Source organism: Chitinophagaceae bacterium (assembly GCA_016710165.1).
GTDB lineage: Bacteria > Bacteroidota > Bacteroidia > Chitinophagales > Chitinophagaceae > Ferruginibacter.
The window spans coordinates 1,911,557-1,933,208 of the sequence record JADJLJ010000001.1 but is presented as its reverse complement, the minus strand read 5'-3'; the positions used below and the strand labels follow the sequence as shown (position 1 = coordinate 1,933,208).

At 44.4% G+C, this 21,652-nt stretch carries 17 protein-coding genes; 12 read left to right on the top strand and 5 right to left on the bottom strand.

Going from position 1 to position 21,652, the window contains the following annotated elements; genetic code table 11:
* Window positions 1-134: 134 nt before the first annotated feature.
* The 4 genes from IPJ02_08425 to IPJ02_08410 all read right to left on the bottom strand — a co-directional run bounded on the left by IPJ02_08425 (window position 135) and on the right by IPJ02_08410 (window position 5,943).
* Complete coding sequence (locus tag IPJ02_08425; protein MBK7375570.1) at window positions 135-665, bottom strand: hypothetical protein; 531 nt, start codon at window positions 663-665, stop codon at window positions 135-137.
* Window positions 666-964: 299 nt separating this feature from the next.
* Window positions 965-2,170 carry a tyrosine-type recombinase/integrase gene (locus tag IPJ02_08420; protein ID MBK7375569.1) on the bottom strand — a complete coding sequence of 402 codons (1,206 nt, stop codon included), beginning with the start codon at window positions 2,168-2,170 and terminating at the stop codon, window positions 965-967.
* Window positions 2,171-2,802: 632 nt separating this feature from the next.
* Window positions 2,803-3,957, bottom strand: coding sequence for a DUF1624 domain-containing protein (locus tag IPJ02_08415; GenBank protein MBK7375568.1), 1,155 nt, complete (start codon window positions 3,955-3,957; stop codon window positions 2,803-2,805).
* 33 nt (window positions 3,958-3,990) lie between these two features.
* Complete coding sequence (locus IPJ02_08410; GenBank protein ID MBK7375567.1) at window positions 3,991-5,943, bottom strand: ABC-F family ATP-binding cassette domain-containing protein; 1,953 nt, start codon at window positions 5,941-5,943, stop codon at window positions 3,991-3,993.
* Between the two features lie 244 nt (window positions 5,944-6,187).
* Here IPJ02_08410 and IPJ02_08405 point away from each other — a divergent pair, with 244 nt between their 5' ends.
* From IPJ02_08405 to IPJ02_08390, 4 genes are all read left to right on the top strand, one after another.
* Window positions 6,188-7,723, top strand: coding sequence for an oligosaccharide flippase family protein (locus IPJ02_08405; protein MBK7375566.1), 1,536 nt, complete (start codon window positions 6,188-6,190; stop codon window positions 7,721-7,723).
* Between the two features lie 55 nt (window positions 7,724-7,778).
* Window positions 7,779-8,489 carry an FkbM family methyltransferase gene (locus tag IPJ02_08400; protein ID MBK7375565.1) on the top strand — a complete coding sequence of 237 codons (711 nt, stop codon included), beginning with the start codon at window positions 7,779-7,781 and terminating at the stop codon, window positions 8,487-8,489.
* Between the two features lie 9 nt (window positions 8,490-8,498).
* Complete coding sequence (locus IPJ02_08395; GenBank protein MBK7375564.1) at window positions 8,499-9,581, top strand: glycosyltransferase; 1,083 nt, start codon at window positions 8,499-8,501, stop codon at window positions 9,579-9,581.
* Between the two features lie 178 nt (window positions 9,582-9,759).
* Window positions 9,760-10,932 (top strand): glycosyltransferase, encoded by a 1,173-nt coding sequence (locus tag IPJ02_08390; GenBank protein ID MBK7375563.1) that lies wholly within the window; start codon window positions 9,760-9,762, stop codon window positions 10,930-10,932.
* 190 nt (window positions 10,933-11,122) lie between these two features.
* Here IPJ02_08390 and IPJ02_08385 read toward each other — a convergent pair whose 3' ends face one another.
* Window positions 11,123-13,132: a hypothetical protein gene (locus IPJ02_08385; GenBank protein MBK7375562.1), complete on the bottom strand. Its 2,010-nt coding sequence runs from the start codon at window positions 13,130-13,132 to the stop codon at window positions 11,123-11,125.
* 196 nt (window positions 13,133-13,328) lie between these two features.
* Here IPJ02_08385 and rfbB point away from each other — a divergent pair, with 196 nt between their 5' ends.
* The 8 genes from rfbB to asnB all read left to right on the top strand — a co-directional run bounded on the left by rfbB (window position 13,329) and on the right by asnB (window position 21,650).
* A complete protein-coding gene (gene rfbB, locus IPJ02_08380) occupies window positions 13,329-14,378 on the top strand; it encodes a dTDP-glucose 4,6-dehydratase (protein MBK7375561.1) in 1,050 nt (349 codons plus the stop codon).
* An 86-nt stretch (window positions 14,379-14,464) separates the two neighbouring features.
* A complete protein-coding gene (locus IPJ02_08375; protein MBK7375560.1) occupies window positions 14,465-14,839 on the top strand; it encodes a four helix bundle protein in 375 nt (124 codons plus the stop codon).
* Window positions 14,840-15,039: 200 nt separating this feature from the next.
* The gene (rfbA, locus tag IPJ02_08370; protein ID MBK7375559.1) at window positions 15,040-15,900 is read left to right on the top strand and encodes a glucose-1-phosphate thymidylyltransferase RfbA; all 861 of its coding nucleotides are present in this window, start codon (window positions 15,040-15,042) and stop codon (window positions 15,898-15,900) included.
* A 254-nt stretch (window positions 15,901-16,154) separates the two neighbouring features.
* Window positions 16,155-16,727, top strand: coding sequence for an N-acetyltransferase (locus tag IPJ02_08365; GenBank protein ID MBK7375558.1), 573 nt, complete (start codon window positions 16,155-16,157; stop codon window positions 16,725-16,727).
* A gap of 3 nt (window positions 16,728-16,730) precedes the next feature.
* On the top strand, window positions 16,731-17,627 hold the full coding sequence (locus IPJ02_08360; GenBank protein ID MBK7375557.1) for a Gfo/Idh/MocA family oxidoreductase: 897 nt from the start codon (window positions 16,731-16,733) through the stop codon (window positions 17,625-17,627).
* A gap of 1 nt (window position 17,628) precedes the next feature.
* Window positions 17,629-18,612: an NAD-dependent epimerase/dehydratase family protein gene (locus IPJ02_08355; GenBank protein MBK7375556.1), complete on the top strand. Its 984-nt coding sequence runs from the start codon at window positions 17,629-17,631 to the stop codon at window positions 18,610-18,612.
* 3 nt (window positions 18,613-18,615) lie between these two features.
* A complete protein-coding gene (locus IPJ02_08350; GenBank protein MBK7375555.1) occupies window positions 18,616-19,764 on the top strand; it encodes a DegT/DnrJ/EryC1/StrS family aminotransferase in 1,149 nt (382 codons plus the stop codon).
* Window positions 19,764-21,650 (top strand): asparagine synthase (glutamine-hydrolyzing), encoded by a 1,887-nt coding sequence (gene asnB / locus IPJ02_08345; GenBank protein ID MBK7375554.1) that lies wholly within the window; start codon window positions 19,764-19,766, stop codon window positions 21,648-21,650. The genes IPJ02_08350 and asnB overlap by 1 nt, the downstream gene beginning before the upstream one ends.
* Window positions 21,651-21,652: the final 2 nt, after the last annotated feature.

Here is a 21,652-nt window from a genome sequence, read left to right as displayed (position 1 = left end):
TAAATGAATTGCAAAAGCCAAACGAAATTTCGTCTGCCAAACGGTCGCACCAATAGCCAATGATTGTTAGCGAACCGCTGCTGAAGATTGTTTGTCCAGCCCAAGTTGACGCAAAACCCGATGTTGTATGCTGTTTAATACTCAAGAATCATGTTTCTTTTATTTATTGCCCAACGATTGCCAATCTTTTTATAGACTATTACTTCTTGCCAACCTGATTTTATTTCTTCACCGAAAAGCACCGCAAGAACTGTTGCCATTTTTGTCGTGTCTTCATTAAAAGACAGTCCACCAAAATTTACTTGTACGTAACTTTTTATTCCTATCTGCCCTTTTAAAAATGTTGTGTCGCCTGAAGAAAGATATAAACTGTTGAAATTTGACTGTAGCAGTTTTGAAAATAGCCATTTATCATCTTTGCCAATCTTTGCCTCATTATAAGATGTCCACTTACTTAATATTGAGAAAATGTTACTATCTAACCTTGTTGTAAATTTAATTGAAACAGAAGTTCCTTGCTCAAATAAAGTGTCCAGGTAAGATAGAGTGGCTTGTGTTAAATGTTTAGGAATATCTGGTTCATTTTCCTTATTCCTACTCGTCTCACTATTGTCACACGAAATAAAATATGCGGTCAGTAAAAGGGGTATAAAATACTTTGTCATTTGTCAATTGAGATGCAGAAAAGTGAAGTGTCCATAAATGGCATACAACATTAGTATTTATGCTATAAGACGCTACTGCCTAATTTTGGTGAGCATTGAAAATCAAAAAATTAGCGTTGAACATTCTGTATTGTTTATAGCATAAATGCTTTTTATTAAAAATTGTAATATAAATAGGTTTTCCATGGTTCAAGGCTTCGCCTTCCCCGGTCACAGGGATACGGTTTCTGCGAACTGGATAGTAAAATACTGAATATATTATTAAATCAGAACCGGGGTATGCTTTTTTTATGTTCTACTTACCAATCAGGCTTTTCATTGGCCCAAAGATCATCAAAGGGGCTTATGATATTGATCAACTGACGTTTGCTTACATGCAGGTATCGCTCGGTGGTCTTTATACTGAAATGTCCTAACAGGTCTTTAATGTATTTAATATCCGTCCCTTTTTCCAGCAGGTGGGTGGCAAAACTGTGCCGCAGGCTGTGTACACCTACCTCCTTCTTAATGCCGGCCCTGTTCTTGGCATTGGAAAATATCTGCTGGATGGTACGGGTCGGATATGCCTGGCCCGTGGCCCCCGATTCAAAAAGGTAATAAACCGGCCTGGGTATATAAGTACTGATGTAATTCCGTAAAATATCCAGCAGCACAGGACTCAGGTTCACATACCTGTCTTTTTTGCCCTTTGCCTGTGATACCAGGATCTGCATACGCCCGCTGTCAATATCGGCAATGCGAAGACCCGCAATCTCACTCACCCGCAGGCCCGCACTGTATGCAGTGAAAAGCATGGCCTTGTGCTTTTTGTTGGTTAAGGCATTGAACAGTTTCCGGATCTCTGTTTCATTCAGCAATTTGGGGAGCTGGTACTGTTTCTTCGGACGGGGGATCTCCCAGAAAAAACGTTCCCGCCCCAGCACCTGTTCAAAATAGAACTTCAGCGCATTCAGCCTGCTGTGGGCCGTATTCTCCCTGATGCCTTCTTTTTCCATCGCATAAACCATGTAACGCTTCAGGTCATCGGGGGTTAACGAATCAACCGGCTTCTTCTTAAGTATTTTAAGCAATTGAATGAACTCGGTCCGGTAGGTATTGATGGTGGAAGGACTGTAAGCTTTCAGTTTCAGCAACTGCACAAATTGCTCAAGCGCTTCCAGGTTGCAGGCACTTAACCGGGTAGCCGGGCTTTTGAGCAAAGCCCGGGCAGGGGCGGAATTACCGGCAGGCAGCTTTTCATCGGGCAGGGTGGCCAATACTTTCTTTCTTTTTTCAAGGTATGCTTTCAGCAGGCTTTTGTCAATAAGGGCATGGCCTTCCAGTTTGCTGATGAGTGAACGAAAGTCCGTTTCGGAAAGGGGTATGTACCAGCATTTATTCGTCTGGCTCCATTTTACCCCGGGCTGCCTGCGTACAATTTTGTTTAAGACCACATCACTGTCAAAGTATATTCCAATACTTTCCTGTAACCGGTGCTGTAAGGGTTTTAAGGTAACCTGTTTCATGCCGGAATTTAAAAAGAAGGAAGGCCATCCTGCTGTAGCTTTGTCCCGCTTAAACCGTTATTTTTCCCATGTTTTTTGTCTCAGCAAGGTTTACACAGCATACGCTTACCTGGTAAGATAAGTCTCTTGAATGAACCCCCGTTGGAATGTACTCCTTCCGGTTCGTGCCCACGAACCGGAAGGATAGCACCATGAACCAGGGCAGAGTCGGTATGCAGGTTACAGGCAGTTAAAAGGCAGTCAACAGGCAGATTACTGGCTTGCAACTGGCTGGCAACAGCGAAGGATGAGCCAGGGAATACCCGGTATAAATCTTAAAAACCATTAAAGTCAAATCAGTATATACCGGTTTAAGGTGTAAAGCTATTTCAGTATTAGACAAACATAGAGATTACATGCAGTTAACATGCTTATAACATGCTTATAACCTGCTTATAACTACGAAGGATGCGCCTTTGAAATTGCGGCAAAAAAAGGGAAAAACGGCCAAAATATGCAGTTTCGGTAGCCCTGGTTGCTGTCTCACCAACCGGAACCGGGGCGAAGGTACACCGACCAGGAAGTAAGGATCAATCAAGTATTTACGGGTTACTTTCCTGGAATGGGCTGTCTTTAGCGGCAGCCTTTTTACCCTACACTTTAATATAGATCTTCTTCCTGTCAAGTACCCAGGCCAGGGACCACATCATGCCGATAAAACACAGGGCATAGATCAATGAGCCGATCCTGGGATCTGCAGGAAGAATGGGCTTGCAGATATTTTCATAGAACCAGCTCAACGGGTTCAGGTATATCGGTTTGCCGGCATCATTCACGCCATTGCTGATGCGTATCAGCCAGAGTGTTTTGGGTATAAGGGCGCTCATGGCAAAAATGAAAAGGGCATTCTTGCCAAACACATCAAAGAAACGGCTCCACCATCCCTTCGCTCCCCGGAATTCAATAAGGTAGATAAAGACAGACAGTATCATCAGCGCCAGCCCCGTGGTATAAACAGCATAACTGCTGGTCCATATTTTTTTGTTGATGGGGAACACCATGTCCCAGCAGAAACCGGCAAAGATCAAAACACATCCTGCCACAAACAGGCCATTGAGCATTTCGGGTGTTTTGCCTTTCTGTAAAATATAGTTTCCAACGAGGTAGCCCAGGATCACCTGCACGATGGCGGCAAAACTGTTCATCAGTCCCTCGGGGTCAAAGGGGATGCCTTCACCACGGTACATATGTTTTTCGCCAAGGATGGCTTTGTCGACATTGGTCCCGAACCATCCATGCAGGCTGAAGGGGTCGGCCGGGTTGCCGGCAATGCACAGGAACCAATAGCCCAGTAAAATAAATGCACCCGCAACAAAAGCGCCCCTCACTTTAAAAAAATGAACAATCACGGATGCGAAGAAATAACTCACGGCAATGCGTTGCAGCACACCAAAAATGCGGACGTTCTCAAAAGGTTTCATTACCAGCTGCCCGGCCTCATCATATTTTACAAAAGGGAACCAGTTCAAAAACAGACCGATGAAGAAAATGAGCAGGCTGCGCTTTATGATCTTGAACCAGAACCGCCCTTCTCCTGCCGCTTCCAGCCGGGGCATCACAAAAGCCATGGCATTGCCCACCGCAAAAAGGAAAAAAGGGAATACCAGGTCGGTGGGTGTGCAGCCATGCCAGCTGGCATGTTCCAGCGGCGGGAAGATATGGCCCCAGCTTCCGGGATTATTGACCAGGATCATCAGGGCAACCGTGCTGCCGCGGAATACATCAAGGGAGTAGAAGCGTTCTTTCATACAGCCGTTGGTAGTGGTGAATCAGAAAGTTACTCAAATTCTTTCACTCAGCTCCAGCCAGCGCATTTCTTTTTCATCCTGCAACTGAACAATGATGCTGATGCGTTCGGCGGCCTTCTGCAGTTCGTCATAGCTCATGCCGCCGCTGTTCATTTTCTCTTCCAGCATCTTCTTTTCTTCCTGCAGTTGGGGCATTTCTTTTTCTATCTGCTCGAATTCGGATTTTTCTTTGAAGCTTAATTTCCGTTTTTCGGCAACTGCTGTCCTTGCTCCGGGTACTGCGGGTTGTTCTGTTCTTACTTCTGTGGGTTTCTTTTCTGCCCACTGCCCACTGCCCACTGCCGACTCCCTACTGCCAACTCCCGACTCCCGCCTTCCCCCTGCCAACTCCTTCTCCACCGCTTCCCGGTACTGGCTGTAATTACCCGGGAAATCACGGATCACTCCATCGCCTTCAAAGGCAAACAGGTGATCTACCATCCGGTCCATGAAATACCGGTCGTGGCTCACGATCAGGATACATCCCGGAAAGTCCAGCAGGAATTCTTCCAGCGTACGCAAGGTTTGCAGGTCAAGGTCATTGGTGGGTTCATCCAGTATCAGAAAATTGGGATTGCGGAAAAGGATGCTCAGTAAATGCAGCCTTCTTTTTTCACCACCACTTAATTTACTCAGCGGGGTGTACTGCTGCTCGCCGGTGAAACCGAATTTCTCCATGAACTGCGAGGCAGACACTTTGCTGCCATCGGCCAGCGGAAAGAATTCGGCAAAATCCTTCACGTATTCAATGGCCCGTTTGTCTTCTTTGTATTGCAGTCCTTCCTGGTTAAAATTGCCGAACACCACCGTATCGCCGTGGTTTATCTTCCCGCTGTCGGGTTTCTCCTGCTGCAGGGCGATCTTTAAAAAAGTGGATTTGCCGATGCCGTTCTTTCCCACGATGCCGATGCGTTCTCCTTTTTTAAAAGTATAGTCAAAGCCCTTCAGTATCACTTTATCGCCATAGCTCTTGTGCACTTTTTTCATCTCCAGCACTTTGCCGCCAAGCCTGGTCATCTTCACCTGCAGGCTCACATCGGCCTCGTCTTTCCGCTGGCTTACCCGTTCTTCGATGGCTGCAAAAGCATCCTGCCTCGATTTTGATTTGGTGGTCCTTGCCTTGGGTTGCTTACGCATCCATTCCAGTTCCTTGCGGAAAATATTTTTATCTTTCTGCAGTTCGCTGGCCTGTACTTCCTGCCGCAGGCTCTTCTGCTCCAGAAAATAATCGTAATCGCCTTTGTAAACATAGATCTTCTCATCATCCATCTCCAGGATCTCGTTGCAAACGGCGTCTAAAAAATAGCGGTCGTGCGTTACGCATAACAAGGTTACTTTCTGCGCCGATAAATAGTCTTCCAGCCATTCGATCATCTCCACATCCAGGTGGTTGGTGGGTTCATCCAGTATCAGCAGACATTTTCCTTCGTGCAGTTGCGCTTCTATCAATGCCTGTGCAAGCGCCACCCTTTTCCGCTGGCCGCCACTCAGGTTCTTCACCGGCTCATTCAGATGGTGCAGGTTAAGTTTTCCCAGTATCTGTTTCAGTTCACTTTCAAAGTTCCAGGCATTCAGCTCATCCACTTTTGCCATCAGGCCGGTGAGCTTGTCAATATTCTCCGGTTCATCTTCCAGGCACATTTCATATTCCTTCACCACCCTCACCACCGGGTTGTCCATCTTCAGTACATTGTCCCAGATGCTCTTGCTTTCTTCAAAAGCCGTTTCCTGCTGCAGCATCACCACTTTAATGTCTTTGTGTACCCACACCGTGCCGCTGTCGGCGGTATCCAGCCCTGCAATGATCCGGAGTAAGGTTGATTTGCCGCTGCCGTTGCGGGCCACGAATGCGATCTTGTCGCCCTCCTCCACAAAGAATGTGATGTTCTTAAAAAGGGTGCGGATACCGAATGACTTACTGATATTTTCTATAGAGGCATAATGCATGCCGCAAAGTTAACGGACTAATCCGGATGACCGGTGTTTGATTGTAGTTTTGAACCGTTATTTTTGTTTGAGTTACGAAGGAAACTGATTTGTTTTTGCCACAAAGACACAAAGGCACAAAGTAATAAGTTAAAAAACGAAGTTTTTTCTTCGTGTCTTCGTGTCTTGGTGGCTAACCTTTTTTTTTTCAAAAGTTACAGCTAAATGCCTTGGCAGTAAAAATTACTAAATAAGTACCGGGTCAATGAAATTTCCGTGGTTAATAAGATCAGAATCATATAAAAGGGGTACGGCGCTTTCTGTCTTATTCAACATCGTTTCCAAGGGGATCCTCTTCCTGATGACCATCATCATTGCCCGGTATTTCGGCAGCAATATCAAGACCGATATCTATTTCTTTGTTTTTGGCACCATGCTTTTGTTCTCGGGCTTCATCAATAATATAGATGTGGCGGTGCTGGTACCCGAATCCATGCGGCTGCGGCAACGGGAAGGGAATGGGGCTGCTGAGAATTTCCTGAACTTTTTCCTGTTTGTTTACCTGGCCATCGGTATTGCATTCACGGCGGGGATGTATTTTTTCGGTACCCGGGTCTTCGGGCTCATCTCCAAATTCTCCGAGGCCGATATCATCCAATACAGGGATTATTTCTGGGCAGGTTCGCTGTTCTTTATTTTTCACCTGCTTACCAATTACATAAACACCATTCTCACTTCGTTAAAATATTTCAGCGTTCCCATGCTCATCAGCAGCATTAAAAGCGCCGTGGCCATCGTGTGTATCTTTTTGCTGAAAGCGGATCATGATGTGCTGAGTGTTTTCCTGGGCGGACTGATCTCCTATGCACTCAACCTGGTTGTATTGGTCTATGTACTTAAACGGACCGCCGGCTGGAAATTTAAAATTCAGTCCGTGGCAATAAAGAAAAGGGTATGGCATAATATTCTTTATGCAGAACTGGGCCAGGTGGCCACGTTGGCCAGCAGCCTTTTCCCGCTTTACCTGCTCAGTGGTTTTGGCAGTGGCGTGATCAGCCTGATGAACTACGGAAAGAATATTGCCGATATCCCCAATACGCTGGTCACCACACAGGTAAGCAATGTGAGCGGGATAAAACTGAATGAAGAAGTTGCCCGCCACGACCATGCCGCCATGAATGAGACCTTTTTAAAGACATCAAAACTGCTGGTTTTCATCCTGGTGCCGATGGGTTTTTATCTTTTTGCCTTCGCCAGGCCCGTTGTTGAACTCTTCTATCAAAGCCGGAATTTTACTCCTGCTGCCATAACCGAGTCGGCAATATTTTTAAAACTGCTGGCCCTTACCCTTTTCATCACCGGCATCAATGCCATGGTCACCCGTATCTTCATTGCGGTACAGGCTATCCGCCAGGCCTTCGTTTACCAGGTTGTTTTGAATATCTTACTGATAGCGGCCACCTGGCTGTGTACAAAACAATACGGCGCTTATGGGTATGCCTGGGGCATCATCGTGGTGAACCTGGTGAATTATTTTGGCATGTACTTTATATGCAAGACGCTGGTGCCATGGGTGAATTATGCGGCCCTGCTCACCTACTGTGCCCTCATCATCCTCATCAATGCAGGGATAGCGGGCGGCTTATTTTTACTGGCCGGGTATTTTGCAGCAGGCAACCTGGCCATACTGGTAACGGCCTTCTTGATTTATATTCTTATCTTACTGCTGCTGAACAAGATTTTTAACCTGAATACGGAACTGGGCCAACTGATTCAACATGCCGGTCAACGATTTTTTTAAAAGATGGTACATAAAGATTTGCCGGTACATTTTCCGGCAAAAATTTTTACCGGTAATGGAAGGCCCCCTGAAGGGATATTCCTGGTCAACGGCCAGCAGTTACGAATACATCCTGGGTAATTACGAAGAACCTGAAACAGTACGGACATTCTTATCCTGGCTGAAACCGGAAACGGTTTTTTACGACCTGGGCGGCAATGCGGGTTTTTATGCCCTGCTGGCAAACCGGTTCATCCAGGGCGGAAGGGTTTACTCCTTTGAACCCTCGCCGGCTGCACAGGCAGTCTTCCAGCAGCATGTTAAACGGAACAGCCGGTTCATCCATAATAATAATATACGTTTGCTGCCTTATGCGCTTTCCGATTCGGAGAAACAGGTTGAGTTCTCCAACAACAGCATACAGCAGGATGGAAATACCTATATCACCGGTTCCCCGGTATTCAGCAACGCCGGCGATTTTTTGACCATTCCCTGTTACTCGGTGGATGGCCTGCTGCAACTGAAATATGATAAGCCGGATGTGATAAAGATAGACGTGGAAGGAGCCGAGTATGATGTACTTAAAGGCGCCATCAACACCCTGCAGCAATACAAACCGAATATCTTACTGGCCACACACGATTGTCATTTGCCCGGCGTAAAGGACAAGTGCCTGCAGCTTTTACAGCAACTGGGGTACCGGTTGCAGCATACGGGCAGTCACAATAAGCAGCTTGCCGGGCTGGATGATTATATTGCCGTACACGAAAGCAGGCTGCCCGATTAACTTATCAACGTGCAAAACGGATCGAAAATAAGGCTGCTCATTTTCACCCCCACGTTGCAATGCGGGGGATCGGAGAAATTTGTTGCACTGCTGTGCGATCATATCAATACAGAAAAATTCACTGTCTGCCTGGTGGTGCTTAACAATGCCGCCCCGTTTTATGCAATAAAGAATCCCGCTGTTGAAATGATCAGCCTGGGGAAGAGCAGGGTGCGGTACTCCCTGTTTAAAATAAAGAAACTGGTGAAGCAATACCAGCCCGATATCATTTTCAGCACAGCCAATCACCTGAACCTGTATTTTGCCATTTTCCGTAACTGGTTTCCCGGGCAGGTAAAATTCCTGGCCCGTGAATCGAGTATTGTAAGCATCAACAGCCAGCGGGCGCCGCTGCCGGCCTTATACAACCGGCTGGTAAAAAAATACTACCGTCGCTTCGACCTCGTCGTTTGCCAGAGTGCCTACATGCAGCAGGACCTTGTTCAGCATTACCATATGGATGTAAATAGAACGGCAGTGATCCATAATGCAGTGGCACAGCATTCATCTTCCGTTTCAAACAACAGCACGGCAGCAAAGATTTATAAATTCATTTCCGTGGCCAGGCTGTCGGAAGAAAAAGGAATGGAAAGGCTGATCCATGCAGTGGGGTTGCTGATGATCCCGTTCCGGTTCTATATCATGGGAGACGGGGAGAAGAAAGCGGACCTGCAGAAACTTATAAATGACTTGCAGTTACAGGACAAGGTCTTGCTGCAGGGTGAAAAACAGGACCCCTTTGCCGGGATGGAAGATGCTGATCTGTTTTTAATGGGGTCGTACTATGAAGGATTCCCGAACGGGGTGCTGGAGGCAGGGTCTTATGGTATTCCCGTTGTTGCTTTTAATGCACCCGGGGGCATTGGGGAGATCATAACGGAGGGCGGGAACGGTTTGCTGGTGGAGGATAATGACCTGCTGGGTTTTGCTGCAGCAATAAATAAAGCAATAGCAACGGGATTCAACCGGGATAAAATAATAGAAACCACGCAAGAACGTTTTTCTGTAGAGGGGATGATGAAAAAGCTGGAAGACCTGATGCTGCAGTTGTAACAGCAGGATTCCTTTGCGTTCTTTGCGGGAAACTTTGCGTTCTCTGCGGTTACTGTATTTTTTACCGCAAGGAACGCAAGAAAATACAACGCAAAGGGATACATATACTATTTACTTTTAGTTTACCGGCGATAAATACCGGATATTTGTACGGTTGTTTCCGAAAAAATGAAAACGAATGAATGGCATTAAACCCAAACTGCTCATCTTTATAAATACCCTGCAATCTGGCGGGGCAGAACGGGTGGTTTCACTTTTACTGGAACACCTGAAGGACGATTTTGAGATCCACCTGGCCTTATACAGCAATATTGTTGAGTATGCAATTCCCCCGGAAATAAAACGGTTCAACCTGGATGAACCCCTGGTGCAGGACAAGACCATCCGTTTTTTAAAACTTCCCTACATCTCCTGGAAAGTGTACCGCTACTGCAAAAAGAACGGCATCAATATTTCCGTGGCTTTTTTATACCGCCCCTGTTATATCAATGCGCTGATGAAAAGTATCTGGGGTTATAAAGGGCACGTGATCATGTGCGAACGCACCCACCAGACCACCATGCAGCAGAGCCATTCCACCATCTACCGCATGTTCTCCCGGTTCATGGTGATGTTCTCTTACAAAAGGGCCGACCTGGTTTTGGCAAACTCGTATGCCATGCAGACCGATCTTATTGAGAACTTCAGGATCAAAACGCCGGTGAGGGTCATTTACAACCCCATCGACCTGAACTTTATCAAAACGCATGTGGATGAAGCGCCGGGTCTTGTTTTTGATAAGAACACATTCTACTTTGTGAACGTGGGTGGGTTTCGCAAAGAGAAGAACCACCTGCTGCTGATACAGGCATTTTTTATTTTGAAGAACTTACCTTGTAAATTACTGATCGTCGGGGGCGGAGTGATGGAAAATGAGCTGAAACAAAAAGTGCATGACCTGGGACTGATGGACAAAGTGATCTTTACCGGGTTCGACAAGAACCCCTTTAAATATGTAAGCCGCAGCGATTGTTTTGTGCTGAGTTCCGATGTGGAGGGCTTTCCCAATGTACTGATCGAAGCGCTTGCCTGTGGCAAACCGGTCATCTCCACCGACTGCAGTTCCGGCCCAAGAGAGTTATTGGCGCCCGCCACCGACCTGCACCACCGGGCCATCAATAATTACGAGATCGGGGAATATGGTATCCTTACACCCGTGAATGATGTAATTGCCCTGGCCGAGGCCATGAAGAAAATGTACGAAGACGCAGCCCTGCGTAAACAGTTTGCCGAAAAGGCCGCCGCCCGTGCCGCGAAATTTGATGTGGACGAGATCAAACAGTATTTTCATGTGGCATTCACGGGCCTATAAATTTTATAATGCCGTTCTCGCCGTTCAGGTTGGTGCAGGTTCATTATTTTCTTTATTATATTCTTTTTGTGTTTTATTAACAATTGACTTAATGTCTTGGTTATAAAACTTCAGGTATAGATCCGAAGAGTAAATAAACCTCAGTTCGTATGGCAAATAGAATTCCTTACGAAGAGATCATTATATTATTTTACCAGGAATTGATGGCAACCCGTTTCCAGGTATTTGTTGCTACACAAATATAGATATAGGATGGATCCCAGCACATATCTCCGGCATTGCCTGTATCTGTGGAGGAAGACGGCGTTTTAGCAATCCTTATCCTGACTTTATCACTGTTAATATCCAGAAAAGCAGATGGCGCAGTTGTGTTTAACCCGAAATATCCATTTGCCTCATTATAAACGGATGTGCTTCCAAAAATGATCTTTCCCTTTGTGGCATGAGATGTTGAACTTAATGTAAGGTTTCCACCTGAAGTTGAGCCACCAATAAGCAAAGGGTTGAATAAAGAAGTACTAAAATATCCCGTTTTCCATTTTGCAGAAGAGGTACCAATGTCAAGCGTATTATTAGCCCCGGGTATAAAACCAGTTGAATTTAATTGTGCCCTTAAACCACCTAATCCCTCGGTATAAAAATTTATATCATTAACATTATATCCTATGTATCCGGTACTATATGGATTTTTTAATCCTAAGTAAACAGATGTTGCAGTTGTTTCAAAATTCGCTACAACAATATTACCGGATCTTGATTGGTCGTTATGAACAACTAAAGGTGCAGCATAATCAATTGCTGGTTTGTTAATGGTAAAATATTTTTGAATGGTATCTTGCGTTACATCGTTGATACTAGGAAGTCCAAGACTTGAATTATATATGTACTTTATTCCGGAAGATACAGTTTCATAAACACCACCCTTAACTCCGGCACCATTATCCCCTCCATCAACTTTACTTCTGTAATTTAACCATATCGGAGGCTGAAATGCTTCTGTATAAGAGTTAATTATATTAGTCCAGGCATTTTGGTTAACTATTGCTATAGGGCCTCCACTATAATATCTTGTAGTTGCATTCCATGCTCCCGCGGCAACCATTGTACCTACAACCCGCCAATAGGTTCCTACGGTTGTATCTGGCCGTTTTGCATAATTGCTATCTGGGGCATCCCCAAAATATCCATCGTGTCCGGGTATTGCCACATAATTTTTTCCCCCATAAGTAACTACTGAGTTTTGACGGGTTAAACCGCCTGCCCCATTAAATGCACAATGTGGCTTGGTGTATATATTCCCCAATAATCCATTATCGAAAATACCCCACCGGGCATTTTGATTTGTACTTGTATTTGTAAGGTTAATTGTATTTGCATCACATCCTTCAATAAAAATTCCATTTAAGCAAAAATTAATCCAGACATTGCTTATAGATGAACCATCTGCATTTCCATAATTATTATTATCACCTGTAGCCGGAATAGCACAGGCTGATATATGAATACCATCACCGTCTATATCAGTAATTATTACATTATCTATACTTATAAGTGTTCTTGAAATTATTGCGTGTTTCGTAATATTTCTTATGCCGCCAATAATACTGCTTGAAGAAGCTATATATAAATTCGAGACCGAAGATGAAAATGCCAGGCTATCATAAGAATATTGAAAAACAAATCCTGATTTATGTCCCGCAAACATGATTTTACTTGTTGGATTACCAAAAGTACCATCGCCAGTAATATTAATAGGCTTATTAAACAAGATGCTATCTGATATATAATAATAAGAACTGCTTAATAATGACGTATCCGTTGGAATATAAATAGTATTAAAGACCGGATGGGTATAAATATAATCTCTTATTGTTATAAATTTAGATCGCATATCAACCGTGTAGCCATAGCCGGGCCTTGAACTTGCAATACCATACCATTGAGCATTTAGTTTACTATTTGTCGTTACTCGTTTCCATTTTTGACTTAAAGCATCCGTAAATATCATTCCATCATCCGCTGTATCATTTCCGGAATAGAGAAGAAACTGTCCCCCTCTTATTGTATCCTTAATAAGAAGGGTCGTTGTAGCTGCATTTGAATAAGAAGCTATATCACTTACTGTTGCTAATACTGCTACCTGTGACTTTCCAGAATTTGTTAAAGCCAAAAAAATTATTGAGGTTATTAACTGTTTCATTTTTTTGCATTTAAGTTTGTTTTTGTGAGAAGATAATATTTATCAAAACTATGTAAAGTGAAATCAATTGTCAATAATATAAAGGGGCTACTCGGTTATAAAACTATTGTTATCAAACGATTCAGAAATTTTGAAATTTGATTAAAATTTGGCATTAAATTATTGACTATTTTTGCCCATAATAAGAATATTGAGAATGCATACGATCTTACTTACCGGTGGGGCAGGCTTTATTGGTTCTCACTTAACCCGGTTATTTGTTACCCATTACCCGGAGTATAAGATCGTAAACCTGGATAAACTTACCTATGCCGGCAACCTGGAGAATTTAAAGGATATTGAATACACCCCTAATTATCATTTTGTAAAAGGCGATATTACCAACCTTGACCTGCTGCGTACCTTATTTGAAGAGCATCGGTTCACTGCCGTGCTGCATTGTGCTGCAGAGAGCCATGTAGACAGGTCCATCACCGACCCACTGGCTTTTATCACCACCAATGTACTGGGTACGGGAGCCCTGCTGCAGGCGGCAAAGGAATCCTGGAAGGACAATATGGAGGATAAGATATTCTACCATATCTCCACCGATGAAGTGTATGGTTCCCTGGGCAAGACCGGGTTCTTTACCGAAGAAACGGCCTATGACCCCCGCAGTCCCTATTCAGCATCCAAGGCAGCTTCCGATCATATGGTGCGGGCATTTTATCATACGTATAAATTGCCGGTGAAGATCAGCAACTGCAGCAACAACTACGGCCCTTATCATTTCCCCGAAAAACTGATACCGCTCTGCATCAACAACATCATCAACAACAAGCCGCTGCCCATCTATGGCAAGGGAGAGAATGTGCGGGACTGGCTGTACGTGGAAGACCATGTGCGTGCCATTGATGTGGTCTTTCATAAAGGAAGGGTTGGCGAAACCTATAATATCGGCGGGCACAACGAATGGAAGAATATTGACCTGGTAAAGGAACTGTGCAGGCAGATGGACGAGAAGCTGGGCAGGGAAAAAGGAACCTCGGAGAAACTCATTACCTATGTTACAGACCGTGCCGGCCACGATATGCGTTATGCCATTGACGCAACCAAATTAAAGAAGGAATTAGGATGGATGCCATCGCTGCAGTTTGAAGAAGGGATCTCAAAGACAATTGATTGGTATCTTGCAAACGGCGAATGGCTGAAACAAGTTACAAGCGGGGATTACCAGAAATATTATGGGAAAATGTACAGGGTTTAAGGGGGAAAAAAGGTTGAAGATTGTTGAAGAGTTGAAGACGGTTGAAGGAAGCTTTTCGATCTTTGGGTTCAATAAGTGGAAAGGCTATGTATCAATTTGGGTTTGAAAAGCTGGAAGTCTGGAAGGAAGCAAGAAAGTTAACGGTAGCAATTTACAGGCTGACTGAGAAATTTCCGGAAAGAGAGAAATTCGGTTTGACAAATCAATTAAGAAGGTCATCAGTTTCTGTTGCAGCAAATATTGCAGAAGGTACCACTAGGTCATCTGCAAAGGAACAGGCTTATTTTACTTCTATTTCTTATGGCAGCCTGATGGAAGCGATGAGTCATTTAATAACAGCGGTTGATCTGAATTTTATTACGTATGAAGAACTGTCATCGATCAGGAGCATGATTCAGCCATTGTCGCTAAAAATTAATAATTTGAGGAATACACAGTTAAGGAAAGCGGGGAAGGGTTGAAGGTGAGGAAGGGTTGAAAATAGTTGAAAGGTTGAAAATTGTTGAAGGGTTGAAAATTGTTGAAAGGCTCTACCATCTTCAACAACGTTCAACAACCTTCAACGATCTTCAACATCCTTCAACCATCTTCAACCATCTTCAACAACCTTCAACAACATTCAACAACCTTCAACCATCTATATAAATTCAAACAGTACTAAATGAAAGGCATCATTCTCGCAGGCGGCTCCGGAACCAGGCTTTATCCTATCACAAAGGGGATCAGCAAGCAACTGATGCCCATTTATGATAAGCCGATGATCTATTACCCGCTGAGTACCCTGATGCTGGCCGGGATAAAAAACATACTGGTGATAACCACCCCGGAAGACCAGGATCAGTTTAAACGCTTGTTAGGCGACGGAAGCCAGTGGGGCTGCAGCATACAATATGCCAGGCAGGAAGTCCCCAATGGACTGGCACAGGCATTTGTGATCGGGGAAGAATTCATTGGTAAAGATAGTGTGGCGCTTGTGCTGGGCGATAATATCTTTTATGGAAGCGGCTTCAGTAAAAAATTGCAGGCATGCACCAACCCGGATGGCGCTGTTATCTTTGCCTACCCGGTAAGCGACCCTGAGCGTTACGGTGTGGTGGAGTTTGATGCGGATAGAAATGCCATCAGCATTGAGGAAAAACCTGCAAACCCTAAAAGCAATTATGCAGTACCAGGCCTGTATTTTTATGACAATGCAGTGGTGGAGATCGCAAAGAATATAAAGCCCAGTGCACGGGGTGAATACGAGATAACCACGGTGAACGATACCTACCTTCAGCAAAAGAAATTAAAAGTGGCGGTGCTTGACCGTGGCTTTGCCTGGCTGGATACGGGTACGTTTGAATCCCTGAATGATGCCAGTGAATACGTAAGGGTGATCGAAAAAAGACAGGGCCTCAAGATCGGGTGCCCGGAAGAGATCGCATACCGGATGGGTTTTATTGATAAGGAACACCTGCTCAGGCTTGCTAAAGAATTAGAAAAAAGCGGTTATGGCGAATATTTGAACCGGGTGATCCGCTAGCCCGGTTAGAACACCCGGATCTTCCAACTTCATTTAAGCAGAAACAAGAACGGTTGCCATAACAGAAATTAAGCCGGCATGGGATTTAAGTAACTGTATCATTTACCCGGGAAAACAGGCTGAAACTGGTAATAAGACTTAAAAAGAGTTCTGGTATGAAGTAAATGAATAATTTTGCAAATTATTACAAATCAGTTATTTGTATAAACTGTTGGAATAGGGGGCAACCGGCGTTGACAGAAAAATAAATAAACATGAGTTATTTCGCACATCCCAGTGCTTTCATTGATGAAAATTGCAAGATCGGTGAGGGCACAAAGATCTGGCACTTCTCCCACATCATGAATGGAGCGGTCATAGGCATGAATTGCAATCTTGGCCAGAATGTAGTGGTATCACCACGGGTAGTGCTGGGCGATAATGTACGGGTACAGAATAATGTCAGCATTTATGAAGGGGTGATATGTGAAGACGATGTTTTTCTTGGTCCCAGTATGGTGCTTACCAATGTGATAAACCCCCGCAGTGCGGTGAGCCGCAAAAATGAATTTAAGACAACCCTCATTAAAAAAGGGGCAAGTATCGGGGCCAATGCCACCATTGTTTGCGGCAATACCATCGGCGAATATGCGTTTATTGGAGCCGGAACCGTGGTCACAAAGGATGTTCCGGCCTATGCATTGATTGTTGGTAACCCCGGAAGGCAAACAGGATGGATGAGCGAGTTCGGGCACAAGTTGAAATTTGATGCAACCGGAAAAGCCAGCTGCCCCGAAAGCGGGCAGGAATATGTGCTGGAAAATAATAAGGTAAAGCGTATAAAATAAGGAATGAAAAATTTTGCATTAATAGGCGCAGGCGGTTATATAGCTCCCAGGCATATGAAGGCCATCAAAGACACCGGGAACAGCCTGGTAGCCGCCCTTGATAAACACGACTCGGTGGGTATTTTAGACAGTTATTTCCCGGATGCAGATTTCTTCACCGAATTTGAACGCTTCGACCGCCACCTGGAGAAACAAAAACGCCTCGGCAGGAAAACAGATTTCATAAGCGTATGCAGTCCCAATTACCTGCACGATGCACATATCCGCTTTGGATTGCGGATCGGGGCAGACGTGATCTGCGAAAAACCGATCGTATTGAATCCCTGGAATATTGATGCCCTGCTGGAAATTGAAAAAGAAACGGGAAAGAACATTTATACCATTTTACAACTGAGGCTGCATCCCGCCATCATTGCTTTAAAAGAAAAGATCGCCGCGGCGCCGGCGGGTAAGAAATACAAGATCAACTTACAATACATCACTTCCCGGGGTCACTGGTACCACACGAGCTGGAAGGGCGATGTACAGAAAAGCGGCGGCATCGCCACCAATATCGGCGTTCACTTCTTTGATATGCTGCTTTGGATATTCGGCGATGTTGTTACAAGTACCGTTTCCGAACATTCGGCACAAACGGCTTCCGGTAACCTTGAACTGGAAAAGGCATCGGTGGAATGGATGCTCAGCATCGACGCCAATAAACTGCCCCCGGAAGCAAAAGATGCCGGCAAACGTACGTTCCGGGCATTGACCATCGACGGGGAAGGTTTTGAGTTCAGCGAAGGGTTTACCGAGCTTCATACAAAAAGCTATGAAGAGATATTGAAAGGAAACGGCTTCCGGATCAGCGAGACGGTGAAAGCCATTGCATTGGTTCATCAAATAAGGGAAAACAAATAATATGAATTTATCAAACTCAAAATGCCTGGTGATCGGCGGGGCCGGGTTCATCGGCAGTTACGTGGTTGCCGAACTGCTTAAAGAAGATGTGGCAGAAGTGGTTGTCTTTGATAACCTGGCCCGGGGAAAAATGGAATATCTGACCGGATCATTAAAAGATAAAAGATGCTCATTCTTCCCGGTGGGCGGCGATATCCGGGAGACCGATATCCTCAACGATGCCATGAAAGGGAAGGATTATGTTTTTTGCCTGGCTGCCATGTGGTTATTGCATTGCAAGGATTATCCCCGTACGGCATTTGATGTGAACATTGCCGGTACCTTTAATGTACTGGAAGCCTGCGTGAAGAACAATATCAAAAAACTGGTATGGTCCTCTTCGGCATCGGTTTACGGCGATGCGGTAGAACTGCCCATGACAGAGAACCACCCGTACAACAATAAGAACTTCTACGGTGCCACAAAAATTGCCGGCGAAGCAATGGCCACCGCATTCAATGACCGGTATGGACTGGAAGTGATAGGACTCCGCTACATGAATGTGTACGGTCCCAACCAGGACCAGACCGCTGCATACACCGGCGTGATACCCATCATGCTGAATAAGATAGATGCCAATGAGGCCCCGGTAATAAACGGCGACGGCAGCCAGGCCTATGATTTTATCTATGTGGAAGACGTGGCACGCTGTAATGTGATGGCCATGAAGGCGGATATAAAATTCGGTTTCTATAATGTAGGCACCGAAGTGCAGACCTCCATCAAGGAACTTTGCGATACCATACTAAGGCTTAAGGATTCTTCCCTGAAAGTGATCTATAAACCATACAGTGAGGACGATGCCCGTGCATTGGTGCAGAACCGCATCGGCAGTAAAGAAAAAGCAGAACGGGAACTGGGCTTTTTATATAACCATGATCTTGAACAGGGATTAAATAAATTAATTAACTGGCGCATGGCTACCGGCGTAGATAAAAAAAAATAAGAAATGGAAAAAAGAAATATTCCGATCGGGTTGCCCAGCATGGGTTTAGAAGAATGGGAAGCATGTAAGGCACCTATAGAAAGCGGCTGGATAACACAGGGGCCAAAAGTAAAGGAATTTGAAACCTTGTTTGCGAAACGGCACCAGGTTAAACACGCATTTGCAGTAAGCAATTGCACCACTGCATTACATTTGGCATTACTAGCCTGCGGAATACAGCCAGGCGATGAAGTTTTAGTACCTGCTTTTACATGGGTTTCTACAGCCAATGCGATAAAATATTGCAACGCTACACCGGTATTTGTTGATATCGACATTAACACATTTAATATCGACATCAATAAAATTGAAGGAAAAATCACTTCAAAAACCAAAGCAATAATACCTGTTCACTTATTCGGATTATGTGCTGATATTGATTTGATAAAAGAAAATTTTCCACAATTAAAAATTATCGAAGATGGCGCCTGTGCTGCCGGGAGTGCATTGAACGGCCGGCCGGCCGGTGGATTAGGTGATGTAGGTTGCTTTAGCTTTCATCCCCGAAAAAGTGTAAGTACCGGCGAAGGCGGAATGTGTACTACCAATGATGATGAGGTTGCTGTTAAAATAGACAGATTGCGGAACCACGGGGCTTCTATTTCAGAAGAACAAAGGCATCATGGCCCCAAACCATATATATTATCTGCATTTGAAATGATTGGGTATAATTACAGAATGACAGATATACAAGGTGCAATTGGAGTGGTGCAATTTAAAAAGTTAGACATTTTTATAGATGAAAGACAAAAGTGGGCAGAGTATTATCAAGAGCAACTAAAAGATATTCCCTGGCTTACTACACCAAAAGTACCACCAGGCTATAAACATGGCTGGCAGAGTTACGTAACATATGTAGATGAGGCCAAAGCGCCTATGAAGCGTAATGAGATTATGGAGTATTTACAACAAGAAGGCATATCAACCAGGCCGGGTACGCATGCCGTACACATGCTTGACGTGTATGCAAAAATGTACAATCTGAAACCAGGGGATTATCCCGGGGCTTATGCTGCAGATCAATTCAGCATGAGTATTCCTATGCATAATAAAATGGTAAAAGAAGATTTTGATTATATAATTTATCACCTTAAAAAAATCGGCAAACAGTAATGTGTGGTATAGCAGGGGTATTTAATTTTAAGGATCAACCTGTAACCGAACGGGTTCTGAGGTCAATGACAAATGCCATTGCACACCGGGGACCGGATGGTGAGGGGATATTTACAGACGGCAATGCGGGGCTTGGTCATCGCAGGCTTGCTATCCTTGATATATCGCCAAAAGGAGCACAACCAATGGCATCCCGTAATGGTGATTGGGTGATCGTCTTCAATGGCTGTATTTATAATTTCCCGGAATTAAAACTCGAACTGCAATCGAAAGGGCATGAATTTATTTCTACAAGCGATACAGAAGTGATCACCGAGGGTTTGGCGGAGTACGGAGTATCTTTTTTTGAGCGCCTTGATGGCATGTTTGCCATTGCGGCCTGGAATAAATCAAAAAGAGAATTGTGGCTGAGCCGGGACAGGTTTGGCGTAAAGCCTCTGTACTATTGGAATTCGGGTACTGTATTCTTATTTGCTTCCGAGATAAAAGCATTTATGCAACACCCGGAATTTAAAGTAGAACTTAATGTCGTGGCATTGAATGAATATTTTACTTTTCAGAATTTATTCTCCTACCATACCCTGTTCAAAGGAGTTACGATGTTACCACCTGCAAATACTATAAAAATAAGTGTGGCCGAGCCGGACTTCAGGCATCATTCATGGTGGGATTATAATTTTACCAAACCCGACAATACCATGTCGGCAGAAGATGCCAGTTCAGAAACAGAAAAGCTTTTATCTAAAGCAGTGGAAAGACAGATGATCGCCGATGTGCCGGTGGGCAGTTATTTAAGTGGAGGAATGGATAGTGGTTCATTAAGTGTACTGGCAAGCAGGCACGTGAAGAGGCTGTATACTTTTACGGCAGGTTTTGAAATGAGCGAAGTATTGGGTACCGAAGTAGGGTTTGATGAAAGGGTTGACGCAGAGCTGACTGCGAACTTCATTAAATCTGAACACTACGAACAGGTAATAAATGCAGGAGATATCAGGTGGAGCTTACCCAGGGTTGTATGGCATCTCGAAGACCTGAGGGTAGGAATGAGCTATCCAAATTATTATATCAGCAGGCTGGCGAGTAAGTTTGTAAAGGTTTGCCTGCAGGGAACCGGCGGTGATGAATTATACGGTGGCTACCCCTGGCGTTACTACCGGGTATTCCAGTCGCTGAATGCACCGGAATTCTTTGATAACTATTATGGATTTTGGCAGCGACTTGTAATGGATGCAGATAAACCCCGGTTATTTCACCAGCATATACAATCGCAGATCGATATCAATGAGCCCCGACGGGTATTTGAACGGGTATTTACTTTCAATAAGAATCTAAGATATGATACCCCGGAGGAACATATACAAAACAGCCTGTATTTTGAGATCAAAACCTTCTTACCCGGCTTATTGCTGGTTGGAGATAAATTGGCCATGGCGAACGGATTGGAGGAAAGGTTTCCGTTTTTAGATAATGAGCTGGTTAATTTCGCACAGAAGATACCGGTAAAATATAAGTTGGCCAACCTCGAGGATATGAAACGGATCGATGAGAACTTTGCCGGGAATAAACGAGCACAGTTCCAGCAGTATAGCGATGGCAAGAATGTGCTGAGGAATGCCATGAGCCATATCCTTCCCGAAAAGATCATTAACCGTAAAAAGCAGGGCTTTAGTGCACCGGATGAGAGTTGGTACCGTGGCGAAAATGCAGCGTATGTGAAGGAATTGTTGCTGGGAAAGAATATCGCTTGTCACCAGTTCATACAGCCAGCCTTCATAGAAAAAACGATCTATGAGCATTGCGAAAAAAGAATTAATCACCGGTTGTTGTTATGGAGCTTCATGAATTTTGAATGGTGGTGCAGGTTATTTCTGAACAATGAAAAATAGAA